Here is a 16357-nt window from a genome sequence, read left to right on the forward strand (position 1 = left end):
GGCCACGCCGGCGCCGCGCCCCGCCGTGGGCCTAAGCCGTCCCGGTGATCCGCGGCAGAGCCGAAACCGCCGCCGGCTGCTCCCCGGAGGGCTTCGCGTGGGACGCCGGCGGGCGGGTGGACCGCAGCCGGTAGCTCACCGCCTCGTCCAGCGTCACGGGCCGCTGCATCTGCGAGGCGAGCCGGCCCGCCTCCTGACCGAGCCGCGCCACGTCCTCCCAGGGGAGCCGTACGACCAGAGAGATCTCCGCCTCACCGTCGGGCAGAGCATGCATCGCCGAAACCTGCGGAGCGTTCGTCATCGCCTGTTCCTCACGTCGGTTGAGAAGGGATACGCACACGCCCACGGCGGCGTTCACCGATTCGCACGCCCGATCGCGGGCACTACTTCTGTGTGGTCATCCCCGTCCATGACGTGAACCCGGTGCGCCGCACCCCCTGGGTGACGTACGCCCTCATCGCCGCCAACGTGCTGGTGTTCCTCACCACGCCCGGCATAGCCGGTTCCGTGGCCGGCAGCAGCGAGCTGGCGCAGCTCTGCCATCTACAGGCCTTCATGGACCAGTACGCCGCGGTCCCCCGGGAACTGATCCACCATCAGATGCCCCGGCTCGTCCCGACCGGGGACGTCGGCGTGGGCCCCGGCGGCCCGGGCTGCGTGGTCGGGCCGCCCTCGTACGACAAGTCCCCGCCGCTGTCGGTCTTCACGGCGATGTTCCTGCACGGCGGCTGGCTGCACCTGCTGGGCAACATGCTGTTCCTGCTGATCTTCGGCAACAACGTCGAGGACCGGATGGGCCACATCCGCTACTTCCTCTTCTACGTCGTCTGCGGCTACGCGGCCGGCTACGGCTTCGCGCTGCTCAACGCCTCGTCCTCCGACCCCCTGATCGGCGCGTCCGGCGCGATCGCCGGCGTCCTCGGCGCCTATCTGGTGCTGTACCCGAAGGCCCGGGTGTGGGTCCTGGTGCCCTTCCTGGTCTTCCTGCCGCTCCGGCTGCCCGCCTGGCTGGTGCTGGGCTTCTGGTTCGGGCTCCAGGCGGTGTACTCGTCCGGGCACGGGGTGTCCGGCGCCGGCACGGTGGCGTACGCGGCGCACGTGGTCGGCTTCGTGGCGGGCATGGTGCTCGCCTGGCCGCTCAAGCCCGGCACGCCGCCCCCGCCGGAGCCGCCCGGCCTGCTGTTCGGCAGGCGGGCGCGGCCCCATTACTCGTGGTGAGCCTGCGGGCGGCTCAGCGCGCGGTGGCGGTGTGGACGTACTCCACGAGCCGGGTGAGCGCGTCCGGGTCGGTGTTCGGCATGACGCCGTGGCCGAGGTTGAAGACGTGCCCCTCCAGGCCCGCGGCGGCGTCGAGGACCTCGCGGGCCTTGGCCGCGACGGTGTCCTTGTCGGTGAACAGCACGGTCGGGTCCAGGTTGCCCTGGAGCGCCTTGCCGGGGCCGACGCGGCGGGCGGCCTCGTCCAGCGGGACGCGCCAGTCGACGCCGACGACGTCCGCGCCGGCCTCGCCCATGAGCCCCAGCAGCTCGCCGGTGCCGACGCCGAAGTGGATGCGCGGGACGCCGTACCCGGCGACCGCGTCGAAGACCTTCGCGGAGGCCGGCATGACCGACGTCCGGTAGTCCGCCGGGGCGAGGGCGCCGGCCCAGGAGTCGAAGAGCTGGACGGCGCTCGCGCCGGCCTCGATCTGGACCTTCAGGAAGGCGGCCGTGATGCCGGCGAGCCGGTCCAGCAGGTCGGCCCACAGCCCGGGGTCGCCGTACATCATCGCCTTGGCGTTCTCGTACGTGCGCGAGGGACCGCCCTCGACCAGGTAGCTCGCGAGGGTGAACGGCGCGCCCGCGAATCCGATCAGCGGGGTGGCGCCCAGCTCGCGGGTGAGCAGGCCGATGGCCTCGGTGACGTAGGGGACGTCCTCGGGGGTGAGGTCGCGCAGCCGGGCCAGGTCGGCGCGAGTACGGATCGGCTGTTCGACGACCGGGCCGACGCCGGGCTTGATGTCGAGGTCGAGGCCGATGGCCTTCAGCGGGACGACGATGTCGCTGAAGAAGATCGCCGCGTCCACGTCGTGCCGGCGCACCGGCTGGAGCGTGATCTCGGTGACCAGCTCGGGCCGCATGCAGGACTCGAGCATGGGAACGCCCTCGCGCACCTTGCGGTACTCCGGCAGCGAGCGGCCGGCCTGGCGCATGAACCACACCGGGGTGTGGGGCACGGGTTCGCGCCTGCACGCCTTGAGGAAGGCGCTGTCGTACGTCGCTGTCGGCTGCGGGGTGTCATTGGCGGTCACGAGGCAAGTTTCGCATGCCGTCGGACAGGGACCCGGCCGGTGTCCCGCCGGCCGGGCGCAGCCGCGTAGGTCGCAGGGGGTGTCTTGCCCTGCACGACGCCCCCGTTCCCCTTACTCTTCCCCGCATGGCTGCGGCTCACGGACGAATGTCGGACAGCGCTGACGGAACGGACGACGTGAAGGACACCGAGGAGACGGACGGGCACCCCGGTGCCTCGGGTCCGCCGGCTTTCCGCACCGCGGTCGAGGCCCTGCGCTGCAGCCGGCTGCGGCCGCAGGTCGAGGTGGAGCCGACGCCCGCCCCGCAGCGGCTCGCCCCCTACGCGTACGCGCTGGAGGCGGTGGTGGTCGACGGCGAGCAGGAACTGGCCGACGGTCGGCTGGTGCTGCTGCACGACCCGGCCGGGCACGACGCCTGGCGGGGCACGTTCCGGCTGGTGACGCTGGTGCGCGCGGAGCTGGAGCCGGAGATGGCGGCCGATCCGCTGCTGCCGGAGGTGTGCTGGTCGTGGCTGACCGGGGCGCTGGCGGCGCGCGGGCTGGGCTACGGCGAGCCGAGCGGCACGATCACGCGTGCCAGTTCGCACTACTTCGGCGGGCTGGCCGAGCGGCCGGCCGCCTCGCAGATCGAGATCCGGGCGTCCTGGACGCCCCGCGAGGGCCTGGGCGGGGTGCCGGACACGGGTGCCCACCTGGCCTCCTGGTGCGATCTGCTGGCACAGGTCGCGGGCCTGCCGCCGGCCGGGCCGGGGGACGCGTCGGTGGTGACCCTGCCGCAGCGCAGGGGTCCGCAGTCCAGGTGACCGCGGTCCGGTGACCGGTCACCGCGTGACTCCCCGTTGACCGTCTCTTTGTCGATACGGCCATTTTCCGTACTCGAATCGCACCCGCTCGAACCGACTTGATCTTCGGATGATCGATCGCGTGTCCGAATTGCCCAGATTGTTACTCACTAGATCGTGATCATTCTCTAAAGGCGGACGAGTTTGCTGCCGAAGACGACTGTGACCTTGAAAGCACAGTTCGTCCCGGCTTCATCCCCACAAGCCGGCCCCGTCCCCCCACCCAGGAGGCCTGGTGTCCGTTCTCCTCGAGCAACCCGCAAGCCTGGTCGCCTACCGCCCGAACAAGCCGACCGCCATGGTGGTCGTGGCCGACCCCCGCGTCCGCTCCACCGTCACCCGTCACCTGTGGGCGCTCGGCGTGCGTGATGTCATCGAGGCCTCGTCCATCGCGGAGGCTCGTCCCCGCATCGGCAACCCCCGCGACATCTGCGTCGCCGACGTCCACCTGCCCGACGGCTCCGGCCTGACCCTGCTGTCCGAGACCCGCGCCGCGGGCTGGCCCAACGGACTCGCGCTCTCCGCCGCCGACGACATCGGCGCGGTCCGCAACGCGCTGGCCGGCGGGGTCAAGGGCTACGTCGTCACCGGCACCCGCACCAACATCGGGCTCCCCGCCCGGCCCGGCGCCGCTCCCCTCGGCGCCGCCGCCCGCATGCGCCGGCGCCCCCCGGGCGCGCCGAGCCACCCGGGCGGTTACCGGGAGCTGTCCGGACGCGAGGTCGAGGTGCTGCGACTGGTCGCGGAGGGCCAGTCGAACAAGGCGATCGGCGTCTCCATGGGCCTGTCCGCCCTGACCGTGAAGAGCCACCTCGCCCGCATCGCCCGCAAGCTGGGCACGGGCGACCGGGCCGGCATGGTGGCCGTGGCCCTGCGCACCGGGATCATCCACTGAGCCCACCGGACGCCCCCTTCGGCGGATCCGGCATTCACTCATGTGAACCAGCCCTTGCCCCGAGCTGACTGGTTTACGCCCCTCTCGCGCCCGTCGACGGAACGTTCCGTCGACGGGCGCGGTCCACACACGGATACCCTTGACAGGTGACCGACGCCCAAGACACCGCAGCAGACAGTTCCCTGCGCACCACCGGGGGCACCCCTCCGGATGACGCAGGTTCTTCTGTGATGGGGGCGCCGACTCCTTTGCTCGAACCGCGCGAGGGCATTCCGCCCGTGATCGCCGACCAGGCGGCCCTCGACCGGGTGATCGCCGCCTTCGCCGCCGGCACCGGCCCGGTCGCCGTGGACGCCGAGCGCGCCTCCGGCTACCGCTACGGGCAGCGCGCCTATCTGGTGCAGCTGCGCCGCGAGGGCGCCGGGACCGCGCTGATCGACCCCGTCGCCTGCCCCGACCTGTCCGGCCTCGGCGAGGCCCTGTCCGGCGTCGAGTGGGTGCTGCACGCGGCCACCCAGGACCTCCCCTGCCTGCGCGAGATAGGCATGGTCCCGAGCCGCCTGTTCGACACCGAGCTGGCCGGCCGGCTCGCGGGCTTCCCGCGGGTCGGTCTCGGCGCCATGGTCGAGGGCGTCCTCGGCTTCGTCCTGGAGAAGGGCCACTCCGCCGTCGACTGGTCGACCCGCCCGCTGCCCGAGCCCTGGCTGCGGTACGCGGCGCTCGACGTCGAGCTGCTCGTCGACCTGCGGGACGCCCTGGAGAAGGAGCTGGACCGGCAGGGCAAGCTGGAGTGGGCGCTCCAGGAGTTCGACGCGATCGCGTCCGCGCCGCCGGCCGAGCCGAGGAAGGACCCCTGGCGCCGCACGTCCGGGATGCACAAGGTGCGCCGGCGCCGGCAGCTCGCGGTCGTGCGCGAGCTGTGGCAGACCCGGGACCGCATCGCGCAGCGGCGGGACGTGTCGCCGGGGAAGGTGCTGAGCGACACGGCCATCGTGGAGGCGGCGCTGGCCCTGCCGGGCAACGTGCACGTCCTCGCCGGGCTGAACGGGTTCGGGCACCGGATGGGGCGGCGGCAGCTCGAGCAGTGGCAGGCCGCGGTGGACCGGGCCAAGGCCCTTCCCGACAGCGCGCTGCCGCAGCCCGGGCAGCCGGTGACGGGGCCTCCGCCGCCGCGTGCCTGGGCCGACAAGGATCCGGCCGCCGCGGCCCGGCTGTCCGCCGCCCGCGCGGGGGTGACCGCGCTGGCCGAGCGGCTCGCCATGCCTCAGGAGAACGTGATCTCCCCGGACACCGTGCGGCGCATCTGCTGGGAGCCGCCGAGGTCGCCCGACGAGGAGTCCGTGGGTGCCGCGCTGGCCGGCTACGGGGCGCGCCCCTGGCAGATCGAGCTGGTCACGCCGGTGCTGGTCGACGCGCTGTCGGCGCGGCCCTGAGACGTCGTCATCTGTCGCTCCGCATGAAGCCGTTGTGGACGGACCGCTGTCGCGCGAGGACGGCGATCGGTGTCGGCAGGTCACCAGGGACGTCGAGATCACGCCAAGATCCTGGGAGGGGGATCACCACCGCGCCACGGGCTTCGGCGGCACCATCAGTGTGACGTTCGCCGCTACAGCCGGAGGGACTGGGCAGCTACATTACTCACAAGTAGCATGGGCTTAAGCAAGCGCTCAGCGTCCCGCATCTGGAGGAGAGCCATCGTGCCTCGTACCGTCAGGGACGTCGTCTTCGTCGACGGCGTCCGTACCCCGTTCGGCAAGGCGGGCCCGAAGGGCATCTACCACGAGACCCGCGCCGACGACCTTGTCGTGAAGGCGATCCGGGAGCTGCTGCGCCGCAACCCCGGTCTGGACCCGAAGAAGATCGACGAGGTCGCCATCGCGGCGACCACCCAGATCGGTGACCAGGGTCTGACCCTGGGCCGTACCGCCGGCATCCTCGCCGGTCTGCCGCAGTCCGTGCCCGGTTACTCCATCGACCGCATGTGCGCCGGCGCGCTGACCGCCGTGACGACCACCGCCGGTTCGATCGCCTTCGGTGCCTACGACGCCGTCATCGCCGGTGGCGTCGAGCACATGGGCCGCCACCCCATGGGCGAGGGCGTCGACCCGAACCCGCGGTTCGTCAGCGAGAAGCTCGTGGACGAGTCGGCCCTGTTCATGGGCATGACCGCGGAGAACCTGCACGACCGCTACCCGCAGATCACCAAGCTGCGCGCCGACGAGTACGCGGTGCGCTCGCAGGAGAAGGCCGCCAAGGCGTACGCCAACGGCAAGATCCAGCAGGACCTGGTGCCGATCTCGGTGCGCCGGACCAACCCGGAGGCCGGCGAGACCGGCTGGGGCCTGGTCACCGCCGACGAGCCGATGCGCCCGGGGACCACGCTGGAGAACCTGGCGAACCTCAAGACGCCGTTCCGTGTGCACGGCCGGGTCACCGCCGGCAACGCGGCCGGTCTGAACGACGGCGCCACCGCGTCGATCATCGCGAGCGAGGACTTCGCCCGCGAGAACGGCCTGCCGGTCAAGATGCGCCTGGTGTCGTACGCCTTCGCGGGCGTCGAGCCGGAGGTCATGGGCTACGGCCCGATCCCGGCCACGGAGAAGGCCCTCGCCAAGGCGGGCCTGTCCATCTCCGACATCGGCCTGTTCGAGATCAACGAGGCCTTCGCCGTGCAGGTGCTGGCCTTCCTCGACCACTACGGCATCGCGGACGACGACGAGCGCGTCAACCAGTACGGCGGCGCCATCGCGTTCGGCCACCCGCTCGCCTCCTCCGGCGTCCGTCTGATGACGCAGCTGGCCCGCCAGTTCGAGGAGCAGCCGCACGTCCGCTACGGCCTGACCACCATGTGCGTCGGCTTCGGCATGGGCGCGACGGTCATCTGGGAGAACCCGCACTTCGAGGGGGACAAGTGAGCACCACCGCCGAGCTTCTGAAGCAGGCCTCGGACCTGTTCCCCGACGAGGTCGTCACCAGTGCGCACGTACGCCACCTCGACCTCCCCTTCGGCGCGGGCCGGTTCGCGCTGATCACGCTGGACAACGGCCTGGACCACACCAAGCCGACCACCTTCGGCCCCGCCTCGCTCGCGAACCTCGACACCGCGATCGACCAGGTGGAGAAGGAGGCGGCCGAGGGCGAGATCGTCGGTGTCGGCATCACCGGCAAGCCGTTCATCTTCGCGGTCGGCGCCGACCTCAAGGGCGTCGAGCTGCTGAAGAAGCACGACGACGCGCTCGCCATCGGCAAGGGCGGCCACGAGGTCTTCAAGCGCCTCGCGGGTCTGGCCGTGCCGACCTTCGCCTACTACAACGGTGCCGCCATGGGCGGTGGCGTCGAGGTCGGCCTGCACTGCGGCTACCGCACCGTCTCCAAGGCGATCCCCGCGTTCTCGCTGCCCGAGGTCTTCCTCGGCCTGGTGCCCGGCTGGGGCGGCTGCACGCTGCTGCCGAACCTGATCGGCGCGGAGAAGGCCGTCTCGGTCATCATCGAGAACTCGCTCAACCAGAACAAGCAGCTCAAGGGGCAGCAGGTCTTCGACCTCGGAATCGCCGACGCGATCTTCGAGGGCGCCGACTTCCTGGAGCAGTCGCTGATCTGGACGGCGCAGGTCCTCAAGGGCGACGTCAAGGTGGAGCGCCCGGTGATCGACCGCGGCGAGGCCTGGGACCAGGCCGTCGCCAAGGGCCGGTTCATCGCGGACTCCAAGGTGCACGGCGCGGCCCCGGCCGCCTACCGCGCCCTCGACATCATCGCCGCCGCCAGGAACGAGGACCTCCAGCAGGGCTTCGACGCCGAGGACCAGGCCCTCGCCGACCTGATCATGGGCGGTGAACTGCGCGCCGGCATCTACGCGTTCAACCTGGTGCAGAAGCGCGGCAAGCGTCCCGCCGGCGCCCCGGACAAGAACCTGGCGCGCCCGGTCACCAAGGTGGGCGTGGTCGGCGCGGGCCTCATGGCCTCGCAGCTCGCGCTCCTCTTCCTGCGCCGCCTGGAGGTGCCGGTCGTACTGACCGACATCGACCAGGAGCGGGTCGACAAGGGTGTGGGCTACGTCCACGCCGAGATCGACAAGCTGCTCGGCAAGGGCCGGATCAACCAGGACAAGGCCAACCGCCTCAAGGCGCTGGTGACCGGTGTCCTGGACAAGGCCGAGGGCTTCTCCGACGCCAACTTCATCATCGAGGCCGTGTTCGAGGAGATCGGTGTCAAGCAGCAGGTGTTCGCGGAGGTCGAGGCGGTCGCCCCGGCGCACGCGATCCTCGCCACCAACACCTCGTCCCTGTCGGTGACGGAGATGGCGTCGAAGCTCAGGAACCCCGAGCGGGTCGTGGGCTTCCACTTCTTCAACCCGGTGGCCGTCCTCCCGCTGCTGGAGATCGTCCGCGGCGAGAAGACCGACGACGCGTCCCTCGCGACCGCGTTCGCCGTCGCCAAGAAGCTGAAGAAGACCGCGGTGCTGGTCAAGGACGCCCCGGCGTTCGTCGTGAACCGCATCCTGACCCGCTTCATGGGCGAGATCCAGAACGTCATCGACGAGGGCACCCCGGTCGAGGTCGCCGAGAAGGCCGTCGAGCCGCTCGGGCTGCCGATGTCCCCGCTGGTGCTGCTGGAACTGGTCGGCCCCGCGATCGGTCTGCACGTCTCCGAGACGCTGCACGGCGCGTTCCCGGACCGCTTCACGGTCTCCCCGAACCTCAAGGCGGTCGTGGAGGCGGGCAAGCGCGGCTTCTACGTCTACGACAGCGGCAAGCCGGAGCTGGACCCGGAGGTCGCCGCGCTGCTCGAGCAGGGCGATGTCGTGCTGACCGAGGAGCAGGTGCGGGCGCGGGTGCTGGACGCGGTGGCGCAGGAGATCGGGCTCATGCTCGACGAGGGCGTCGTCGCCGAGGCCCAGGACATCGACCTGTGCCTGATCACGGGCGCCGGCTGGCCCTTCCACCTGGGCGGCATCACGCCGTACCTGGACCGTGAGGGCGTCAGCGAGCGCGTCAACGGCAAGCGGTTCCTGGCTCCGGGCGTGGCGAGCGTCCCGGCGTGACGCTCCGCCGGTGAACGCCGGGTGCCCGCGCTCCTGTCGGGGTGCGGGCACCCGGCGTTTCCGGGTGCAGGCCGGCGCTCAGACCCCGGCGGGGCGGCCGTCCTCGACGTGGACGACGTGGAGGTCCCTGCCGTCCTGGTCGCGGCGGGAACGCCCGAGCGTGCCCACGGCCAGGTGCGAGGGGTCCTCGGAGTCCTCCAGGGCGACGAAGGTGACGACGTCCGGATGGTGGCCCGTCACCAGCCAGCCCTCGCCGTTCTTCAGCTCGAGCACACGGAAGTCGCCCGCCGGACCGCCCACGCTCACGGGGCCGTACGCGCGCAGGATCTCGGTGGCCCGCTCAGCGAGCCCTCCCCCTGGCTCCTCCAGCACCACGCACGTGCCGTGCTCGAACAGCACCCACGGTCTTCCGGATCCGGCGAGGAGACGCCGCCAGGCGTCGATGAGTGTCTCGGTGTCCACGACGGCCATCATGGCGCACTCAGACCTCCCGCCACGCCTCCAGCGCCAGCCCCGGCTCGTCCTTGCGCCGGGTCAGCAGGAGCCGTCCCGTCGACGGGGACAACGTTGCCGCCACCACCCGGCCCTCCTCGTCCGTCGCGAGGGACACCAGCGCGTCCAGCGGGAGTTCGGGGCCCGACTCGGTCCACCAGGCGCCCGCCGACTCCGTCTCGGTCGGATACGCGGCGAAGGCGACCCGGCGGCTCTCGGTCCGCTGGACCAGCAGGGTGCAGTCGTGGCCGTCCAGGTCGCAGCGGACCGCCGACACCGGGCCCGGGCCGGCCGCGGGCAGCAGGGTGACCGGCTCGCCGCCCGGACGCCAGGCGCACAGGTCGCCGGAGGTGTCGGTGTAGAAGACGGTCGTACGCTCCGGGGAGGTGGCCAGGGCGCGCAGGGTGCCCGGGCGGACCGGTGCCCGCAGCGCCTCCTGGAGCACGGGCTGGGCGCCCGGCTCCTCCTGACGCCAGTACAGCAGGCCCTGCGGGACCGCCGCGTACAGCTCGACCGTGCCGGACTCCCCCGTGGCCGCGGCGAGTCCGTCGTGGACCTCCTTGCCCTTGAGGTCCCGCCAGGGGTCCCAGCCGCCCTTCTCCTTCTGGGCGAGCATGCTGACGCCGCCGCCCTTGTTGCGGACGAAGACATGGGCGCGTCCCTGGGCGTCCACCGCGACGGCGGGCGTGCCGGTGCGGTCGCCCTTCTTGTCCGGGTGCCCGATCGGGTTCCAGTCCAGGGCCGCCAGGTGCGGGCGGAAGTGCGTGGAGTGCACCAGCCCGGACTCGCCCTTGACGGTGGGTCGCCAGGAGACGAGGTGGGCATAGCCGTCGGCGCCCTGGCCGACCGCCAGGACGGTGTGCAGTTTCTGCTCGCCGCCGACCTTGCGCGGGGCGGACCAGGGGCCGCGGGGGCCGCGCTCCGCCCGGCACAGGACGGCGTCGCCCGAGAGCTGGTAGACACTGAGCCGGCCGTCTCGGCCGCGTAGGAGCCAGTCGCCGTTCACCGGTTCACTTTAAGACGCTCGGGACCGGCCCCGGGGCCCGCCCCCCGGGCCCCGGCCACGGTCGTGGGACCCTGGGGTGCATGACCGGTCCCCTCGGCCCCGTGCACTCCTCCCCCGCCCCTCTGCTCGTCGTGGTGGACGGCGCGAACGTCGTCGGTTCGCGGCCCGACGGCTGGTGGCGGGACCGCAAGGGGGCGGCCGAGCGGCTGCGGGACCGGCTGGCGAGCGAGGGCCTGCCCGGGCACGAGGGGCCCGTGGAGATCGTGCTCGTGGTCGAGGGCGCGGCCCGGGGCGTGGCGTCCGTACCGGGCGTGCGGGTGGAGTCGGCGCCGGGCAGCGGGGACGACCGGATCGTGGAGCTGACCGCCGAGAGCACCGGCCGGGCCCGTCTGGTGGTGACCGCCGACCGCGAACTGCGCCGCCGCGTGACGGCCCTCGGCGCGGAGGTGGCCGGCCCCCGCACGATCCTGGACTGAGCGCCGCCTGCCCGTTCCCGGGGTCGGCAGGGCCACCGCTGTCCCACCGGCAGCGTGTTCCCGGAGCCTTGGACGCCGGCGTCCGCGCGGCAGCCGGCGTCGGCCCATGGCCCGGACCCCGGAAGGTCACCGCCACCCCTCCGGCACCCGGGCGTACAGCACCGCGCCGTCCACCCTCGCCACCTCCGTGTAACGCGCCGCCAGCAGGCGGTGCAGCGTGGGGAGTCGGGCGGGGGCGTACGGCTTGCCGCGGGAGTCGTCGACGACCAGGGCGGGGGCATGCGCGGTCATCTCCCGCCGGAAGACCGGCCAGGCACCGGCGACGGCGTACTTCTCGCCGACCTGGGGACCGTCCCGGCCGCCGCTGTAGTTGGTGAGCAGGCCCGCGGTGAGGTAGCGGGTGGCGGGGGTGCGGCCGGCCAGCCAGTACGTCTCCGGGTGTATCCCCCAGACGAGGACCCGGTCGGCGGGTGCCGTGCGGTGTGTGAGGGCCGCCGCCAGCCGTTCGGCGTGGGCGAGTTCGGGGCGCGGGGCGAGCAGGCCCCAGCCGACGAAGACGGCGCAGCAGCAGGCCGAGGTGAGCACGGCGGCCATGTGCCCGTCCCGGGGCAGGACGTGCAGCGCGGCGGTGGCCAGCAGGGCGAGCGGCGGGGTCAGTTGCAGGTAGTAGTGGCCGAAGAAGTGGCAGCCGAGGGCCACGGCGACCGCCGAGGAGGCCAGCCACAGCCACAGCCACGCCTCGGCCGCGCCGGCACGGGCGACGCGCAGGGCCCGTACGACCGGTGGGAGCAGCCCCGCCGACGCCACCGCGAGGACCGCGGTGTTGGTCAGCGCGCGGGCCAGGACGTGGAGTTCGGAGCCGGTGACGGAGGCGTAGGCGGCGGAGCCGGTCACCGTCCAGAACAGGAAGCCGGCCGGGTCGGTCGCCAGGGCCGCGGCGAGCACCGGTGCGGCGCAGCCGGCCGCGAGCCGTGGCAGGCCCGCGCGGGTGCCGCCCCGCTGGTGCAGCAGCCAGAGCACCGGCAGCAGCACCGCGCCGCCGGTCTGCTTGGTCAGGAACGCGGCGGCGACGGCGGCCCCGGCGGTGCCCCAGCGCCCCCGGTCGGCGCACCACAGCGCGGCGGCCGTCCAGGGCAGCATGAACACCTCGAAGGTGGCGGCCTGCGCGTCCTCGGGGTTGAGGCCGACGGAGACCAGCAGGTACAGCACCCCGGCGGTGCGTCCGGCGCGCTCGCCCCAGCGGCGGCGGGCCAGGGAGGCCAGCAGCACGGCGGTGAGCAACTGGGCGAGGACCGCGAGCACCCGCAGCGGGGTCAGGGAGCCGGAGCCGCAGAGCGCGAACGCGGCCTGGTAGAGCCAGGGCAGCAGGGGCGGCTTGCGGTCCACGACCGTGTCGTACAGCTCCCCGCCCTGGGCGAGCAGCCGTGCCTGTACGGCGAGGAAGCCCTCGTCCGGGTTCCACAGCGGCCGGCGGAAGGAGGGGACGCGGGTGACGCAGGCCAGGGCCGCCAGGAGGGGCAGCAGCCGCGCCCAGTACGCCGTCCGGGCGACCGTGGTCCGTGCGGGGGCGAGCGGGGCGGCGAGCATGGTCCGCACGCTATCCGGCCCCGCCGTCCCAGCCGAAGCGGGACATACGGGGCCGGGGCGCGAGTGTGCGGGCTACTCGGTCCGCTTGGGCGGGGGCACGGCCTCGCCGGCCGTGGTCTGCTCGCGCCGGCCGAGGCGGCTGTGCGAGCGGCCGTAGAGGAAGTAGACGAAGAAGCCGATGACCATCCAGATGGCGAACCGGATCCAGGTCTCGGCGGGCAGGTTGAGCATCAGCCACAGGGAGGCGCACACGGACAGGATCGGGACGACCGGGACCCACGGGGTGCGGAAGGCGCGGTGCAGGTCCGGGCGGGACTTGCGCAGGATGATGACGCTGAGGGCGACGACGACGAACGCGAACAGCGTGCCGATGTTCACCAGTTCGGCGAGTTCGCTGAGGCTGGTGAAGCCCGCGACGATCGCGATGACGCCGCCGAGCAGGATGGTGGACCGGTACGGGGTGCGGAACCGCGGGTGGGTGTGGGAGAAGAAGCGCGGCAGCAGCCCGTCGCGGCTCATGGCGAAGAAGACCCGGGACTGGCCGAGCAGCAGGATCATGCACACCGTGGTCAGTCCGACGGCGGCGCCGAAGCTGATCAGGCCCGCGTACCAGGGGTGCCCGGTGGCCTTGAACGCGTCGGCGAGGGGCGCCTTGATGGACAGCGCGCTGTACTTCTGCATGCCGGTGACGACGATCGACACGGCGACGTACAGGGCGGTGCAGATGATCAGGGAGCCGAGGATGCCGCGCGGGACGTCACGCTGCGGGTTGCGGGTCTCCTCGGCGGCGGTGGCGACGACGTCGAAGCCGATGAACGCGAAGAAGACCACGGAGGCCGCGGTGAAGATGCCCATGACGCCGAAGTGCGAGGGCGCCCAGCCGAACATGAGCTGGATGAGGGGGGCTTTGAGGTTTCCGCCCGCCTCGGCGGACTGCGCCTTCGGGATGAAGGGGTCGTAGTTGCCGCCCTTCACGAAGAAGGCACCGGCGATGATCACGACGAGGACCACGGTCACCTTGATCGCGACGACCACGGAGGTGACCCGCGCGGACAGCTTCATCCCGACGACGAGGATGGCGGTGAGCAACAGGACGAGGGCCGCGGCGAGGATGTCGAAGCCGAAACCGGTGGCGCCGTCCCGGCCGGAGAGGGCCTGGGGCAGGTGCCAGCCCACGTTGTCGAGCAGCGAGGCTATGTAGCCGGACCAGCCGACGGCGACCACCGCCGTGCCGAGCGCGAGTTCCAGGACGAGGTCCCAGCCGATGATCCAGGCGGGAAGTTCGCCGAGCGAGGCGTAGGAGAAGGTGTAGGCGGAGCCCGCCACGGGGACGGTGGAGGCGAACTCGGCGTAGCAGAGGGCGGCGAGCGCGCAGACGACACCGGCCACGACGAAGGACAGGGACACGGCGGGGCCGGCGGTGTTCTTCGCCGCCGTGCCGGTGAGGACGAAGATGCCGGTGCCGATGATGACACCGACGCCGAACACGGTCAGATCAAGGGCGGTCAGTGACTTCTTGAGTGAATGTTCGGGTTCCTCGGTGTCCAGAATGGACTGCTCGACGTTTTTCGTCCGGAACAGCGCGTTGCTCACGTACCTACCTCCCACGCTTGTCGACCTCGACATGATCGAGAGGGCCGCGGTGCGTATTCCCCGGCAAAGGCAGGTTCACGCAAACGGGCCGGTTCCGCCACCGGGAGAAGCGGCGGAACCGGCCCGTGGGGGCGCTTTCTAGTCGCGCGCGGGCTCCACGGAGTCCACGGCACCGGCCGTACGGTCGAACCGCCCGTCCAGCTTGGAGACGAGCCCGGTGACCTGGCGGGCGATGTCGGGCGCGGTCAGCCCGATCTCGGCCATGACCTCGGCGCGGGAGGCGTGGTCGAGGAAGCGCGGCGGGATGCCGAAGTCGCGCAGCGGCACGTCCACGCCCGCGTCCCTCAGGGCCTGGGCGACGGCGGAGCCGACACCGCCGACACGGCTGTTGTCCTCGACGGTGACGACGACCCGGTGCCGTTCGGCCAGCGGGGCCATGGCCTCGTCGACGGGCTTGACCCAGCGGGGGTCGACCACGGTGGTGGAGATGCCCTGCTTGTTCAGCAGCTCCGCGATCTCCAGGCACATCGGGGCGAGGGCGCCGACGGAGACCAGCAGCACGTCCGGCCGGTCGGTGCCGGGCTCCCGGAGCACGTCCATGCCGCCGATCCGCCCCACGGCGGGTACGGCGGGGCCGACGGCACCCTTGGAGAAGCGCACGACGGTCGGCGCGTCCTCGACGGCGACGGCCTCGCGCAACTGGGCCCGCACCTGGTCGGCGTCGCGCGGCGCGGCGAGCCGCAGGCCCGGCACGACCTGAAGGATCGACATGTCCCACATGCCGTTGTGCGAGGCGCCGTCGGTGCCGGTGACGCCGGCCCGGTCGAGCACGAAGGTGACGCCGCACTTGTGCAGGGCCACGTCCATGAGGACCTGGTCGAAGGCGCGGTTGAGGAAGGTGGCGTACACGGCGAAGACCGGGTGGAGCCCGGCGTACGCGAGACCGGCGGCGGAGACGGCGCCGTGCTGTTCGGCGATCCCGACGTCGTACACCCGGTCGGGGAACCGCTTGGCGAACCTGTCGAGACCGACGGGCTGGAGCATGGCCGCCGTGATGGCGACGATGTCCTCGCGCTCCTCGCCGAGCTTGACCATCTCCTCGCCGAAGACGGAGGTCCAGTCGGCGCCGGAGGAGGCGATCGGCAGCCCGGTGTCGGGGTGGATCTTGCCGACGGCGTGGAACCGGTCGGCCTCGTCCTGGAGGGCGGGCTGGTAGCCGCGGCCCTTCTCGGTCAGGCAGTGCACGATCACCGGCCCGCCGAACCGCTTGGCCCGGGCCAGCGCCGACTCCAGCGCCTCGATGTCGTGGCCGTCGATCGGGCCGACGTACTTCAGCCCGAGGTCCTCGAACATGCCCTGCGGGGCGATGAAGTCCTTCAGCCCCTTCTTGGCGCCGTGCAGGGTCTCGTACAGCGGCTTGCCGACGACCGGGGTGCGGTCGAGGATGTCCTTCGTCCGCGCCAGGAAGCGCTCGTAGCCGTCGGTGGTCCGCAGGGTCGCCAGATGGTTGGCGAGTCCGCCGATGGTGGGGGCGTACGACCGCTCGTTGTCGTTGACGACGATGACCAGGGGCCGGTCCTTGGCCTCGGCGATGTTGTTGAGCGCCTCCCAGGCCATCCCGCCTGTCAGGGCCCCGTCACCGATGACGGCGACGACATGGCTGTCCCGCTCACGCAGCTGGTTGGCCTTGGCGATGCCGTCGGCCCAGCCGAGCACGGTGGAGGCGTGGCTGTTCTCGATGACGTCGTGCTCGGACTCGGCCTGCGAGGGGTAGCCCGACAGGCCGCCCTTCATCTTCAGCTTGGAGAAGTCCTGCCGGCCGGTGAGCAGCTTGTGCACGTAGGACTGGTGGCCGGTGTCCCACAGCACCTTGTCCTTCGGGGACTCGAACACCCGGTGCAGGGCGATGGTCAGCTCGACCACACCGAGGTTGGGGCCCAGGTGCCCGCCGGTCTTGGAGACCTCCTGGACGAGGAAGGTCCGGATCTCCTCCGCCAGCTGGTCCAGCTCCTCCAGGCTGAGCCGGTCCAGATCGCGCGGTCCCCTGATGCGGGTCAGCAGCGGCACCCGTGCCTCCTTGCAGTAGAGCTGATCGAGCTGTTGCCGGGCTTGGACGAGTCTAATGTTCCGTCCGT

At 72.0% G+C, this 16357-nt stretch carries 14 protein-coding genes; 7 read left to right on the top strand and 7 right to left on the bottom strand.

Translation table 11 applies throughout. From position 1 onward, the window contains the following. Positions 1-31 precede the first annotated feature (31 nt). On the bottom strand, positions 32-274 hold the full coding sequence (locus OO52_RS21110) for a hypothetical protein (protein ID WP_189814179.1): 243 nt from the start codon (positions 272-274) through the stop codon (positions 32-34). Positions 275-393: 119 nt separating this feature from the next. On the opposite strand from OO52_RS21110, the gene OO52_RS21115 reads away from it, so the two are divergent. Beyond that, positions 394-1218 carry a rhomboid family intramembrane serine protease gene (locus tag OO52_RS21115; RefSeq protein WP_030645070.1) on the top strand — a complete coding sequence of 275 codons (825 nt, stop codon included), beginning with the start codon at positions 394-396 and terminating at the stop codon, positions 1216-1218. A gap of 13 nt (positions 1219-1231) precedes the next feature. On the opposite strand, the gene hemE is transcribed toward OO52_RS21115, so the two are convergent. Then, on the bottom strand, positions 1232-2290 hold the full coding sequence (hemE, locus tag OO52_RS21120) for a uroporphyrinogen decarboxylase (RefSeq protein WP_030645072.1): 1059 nt from the start codon (positions 2288-2290) through the stop codon (positions 1232-1234). Between the two features lie 125 nt (positions 2291-2415). On the opposite strand from hemE, the gene OO52_RS21125 reads away from it, so the two are divergent. The 5 genes from OO52_RS21125 (at position 2416) to OO52_RS21145 (ending at position 9068) form a co-directional block, all read left to right on the top strand. Beyond that, a complete protein-coding gene (locus OO52_RS21125) occupies positions 2416-3093 on the top strand; it encodes a DUF3000 domain-containing protein (protein WP_078630005.1) in 678 nt (225 codons plus the stop codon). Positions 3094-3367: 274 nt separating this feature from the next. Beyond that, positions 3368-4027 (top strand): response regulator transcription factor, encoded by a 660-nt coding sequence (locus OO52_RS21130; protein WP_030645076.1) that lies wholly within the window; start codon positions 3368-3370, stop codon positions 4025-4027. Between the two features lie 146 nt (positions 4028-4173). Beyond that, positions 4174-5460, top strand: a complete 1287-nt coding sequence (locus tag OO52_RS21135; protein ID WP_199819902.1) for a ribonuclease D — start codon at positions 4174-4176, stop codon at positions 5458-5460. 264 nt (positions 5461-5724) lie between these two features. Beyond that, complete coding sequence (locus tag OO52_RS21140; RefSeq protein ID WP_030645080.1) at positions 5725-6942, top strand: thiolase family protein; 1218 nt, start codon at positions 5725-5727, stop codon at positions 6940-6942. Next, positions 6939-9068: a 3-hydroxyacyl-CoA dehydrogenase NAD-binding domain-containing protein gene (locus tag OO52_RS21145; RefSeq protein ID WP_030645082.1), complete on the top strand. Its 2130-nt coding sequence runs from the start codon at positions 6939-6941 to the stop codon at positions 9066-9068. Before OO52_RS21140 ends, OO52_RS21145 begins: the two co-directional genes overlap by 4 nt. A gap of 78 nt (positions 9069-9146) precedes the next feature. Here OO52_RS21145 and OO52_RS21150 read toward each other — a convergent pair whose 3' ends face one another. Then, positions 9147-9539, bottom strand: a complete 393-nt coding sequence (locus tag OO52_RS21150; RefSeq protein ID WP_037629128.1) for a hypothetical protein — start codon at positions 9537-9539, stop codon at positions 9147-9149. A 10-nt stretch (positions 9540-9549) separates the two neighbouring features. Beyond that, complete coding sequence (locus tag OO52_RS21155; RefSeq protein WP_030645086.1) at positions 9550-10566, bottom strand: hypothetical protein; 1017 nt, start codon at positions 10564-10566, stop codon at positions 9550-9552. A gap of 80 nt (positions 10567-10646) precedes the next feature. Here OO52_RS21155 and OO52_RS21160 point away from each other — a divergent pair, with 80 nt between their 5' ends. Then, entirely contained in the window at positions 10647-11042 is a 396-nt protein-coding gene (locus tag OO52_RS21160; protein ID WP_037629117.1) for an NTP pyrophosphohydrolase, read from the top strand. A 126-nt stretch (positions 11043-11168) separates the two neighbouring features. On the opposite strand, the gene OO52_RS21165 is transcribed toward OO52_RS21160, so the two are convergent. From OO52_RS21165 to dxs, 3 genes are all read right to left on the bottom strand, one after another. Beyond that, positions 11169-12629, bottom strand: coding sequence for a glycosyltransferase family 39 protein (locus OO52_RS21165; RefSeq protein WP_030645090.1), 1461 nt, complete (start codon positions 12627-12629; stop codon positions 11169-11171). Positions 12630-12701: 72 nt separating this feature from the next. Beyond that, positions 12702-14222: an amino acid permease gene (locus tag OO52_RS21170; RefSeq protein WP_030645093.1), complete on the bottom strand. Its 1521-nt coding sequence runs from the start codon at positions 14220-14222 to the stop codon at positions 12702-12704. A gap of 138 nt (positions 14223-14360) precedes the next feature. Further along, complete coding sequence (gene dxs / locus OO52_RS21175; RefSeq protein ID WP_030645096.1) at positions 14361-16289, bottom strand: 1-deoxy-D-xylulose-5-phosphate synthase; 1929 nt, start codon at positions 16287-16289, stop codon at positions 14361-14363. Positions 16290-16357 lie beyond the last annotated feature (68 nt).

It is taken from the genome of Streptomyces flaveolus (assembly GCF_000716535.1).
Classification (GTDB): domain Bacteria; phylum Actinomycetota; class Actinomycetes; order Streptomycetales; family Streptomycetaceae; genus Streptomyces; species Streptomyces flaveolus_A.

Bases quoted from the DNA above. Each gene is read 5' to 3' on its own strand.
- OO52_RS21160 (WP_037629117.1), top strand. From the start codon at position 10,647: ATGACCGGTCCCCTCGGCCCCGTGCACTCCTCCCCCGCCCCTCTGCTC.
- OO52_RS21110 (WP_189814179.1), bottom strand. From the start codon at position 274: ATGCATGCTCTGCCCGACGGTGAGGCGGAGATCTCTCTGGTCGTACGG.
- OO52_RS21125 (WP_078630005.1), top strand. From the start codon at position 2,416: ATGGCTGCGGCTCACGGACGAATGTCGGACAGCGCTGACGGAACGGAC.
- OO52_RS21150 (WP_037629128.1), bottom strand. From the start codon at position 9,539: ATGGCCGTCGTGGACACCGAGACACTCATCGACGCCTGGCGGCGTCTC.
- OO52_RS21165 (WP_030645090.1), bottom strand. From the start codon at position 12,629: ATGCTCGCCGCCCCGCTCGCCCCCGCACGGACCACGGTCGCCCGGACG.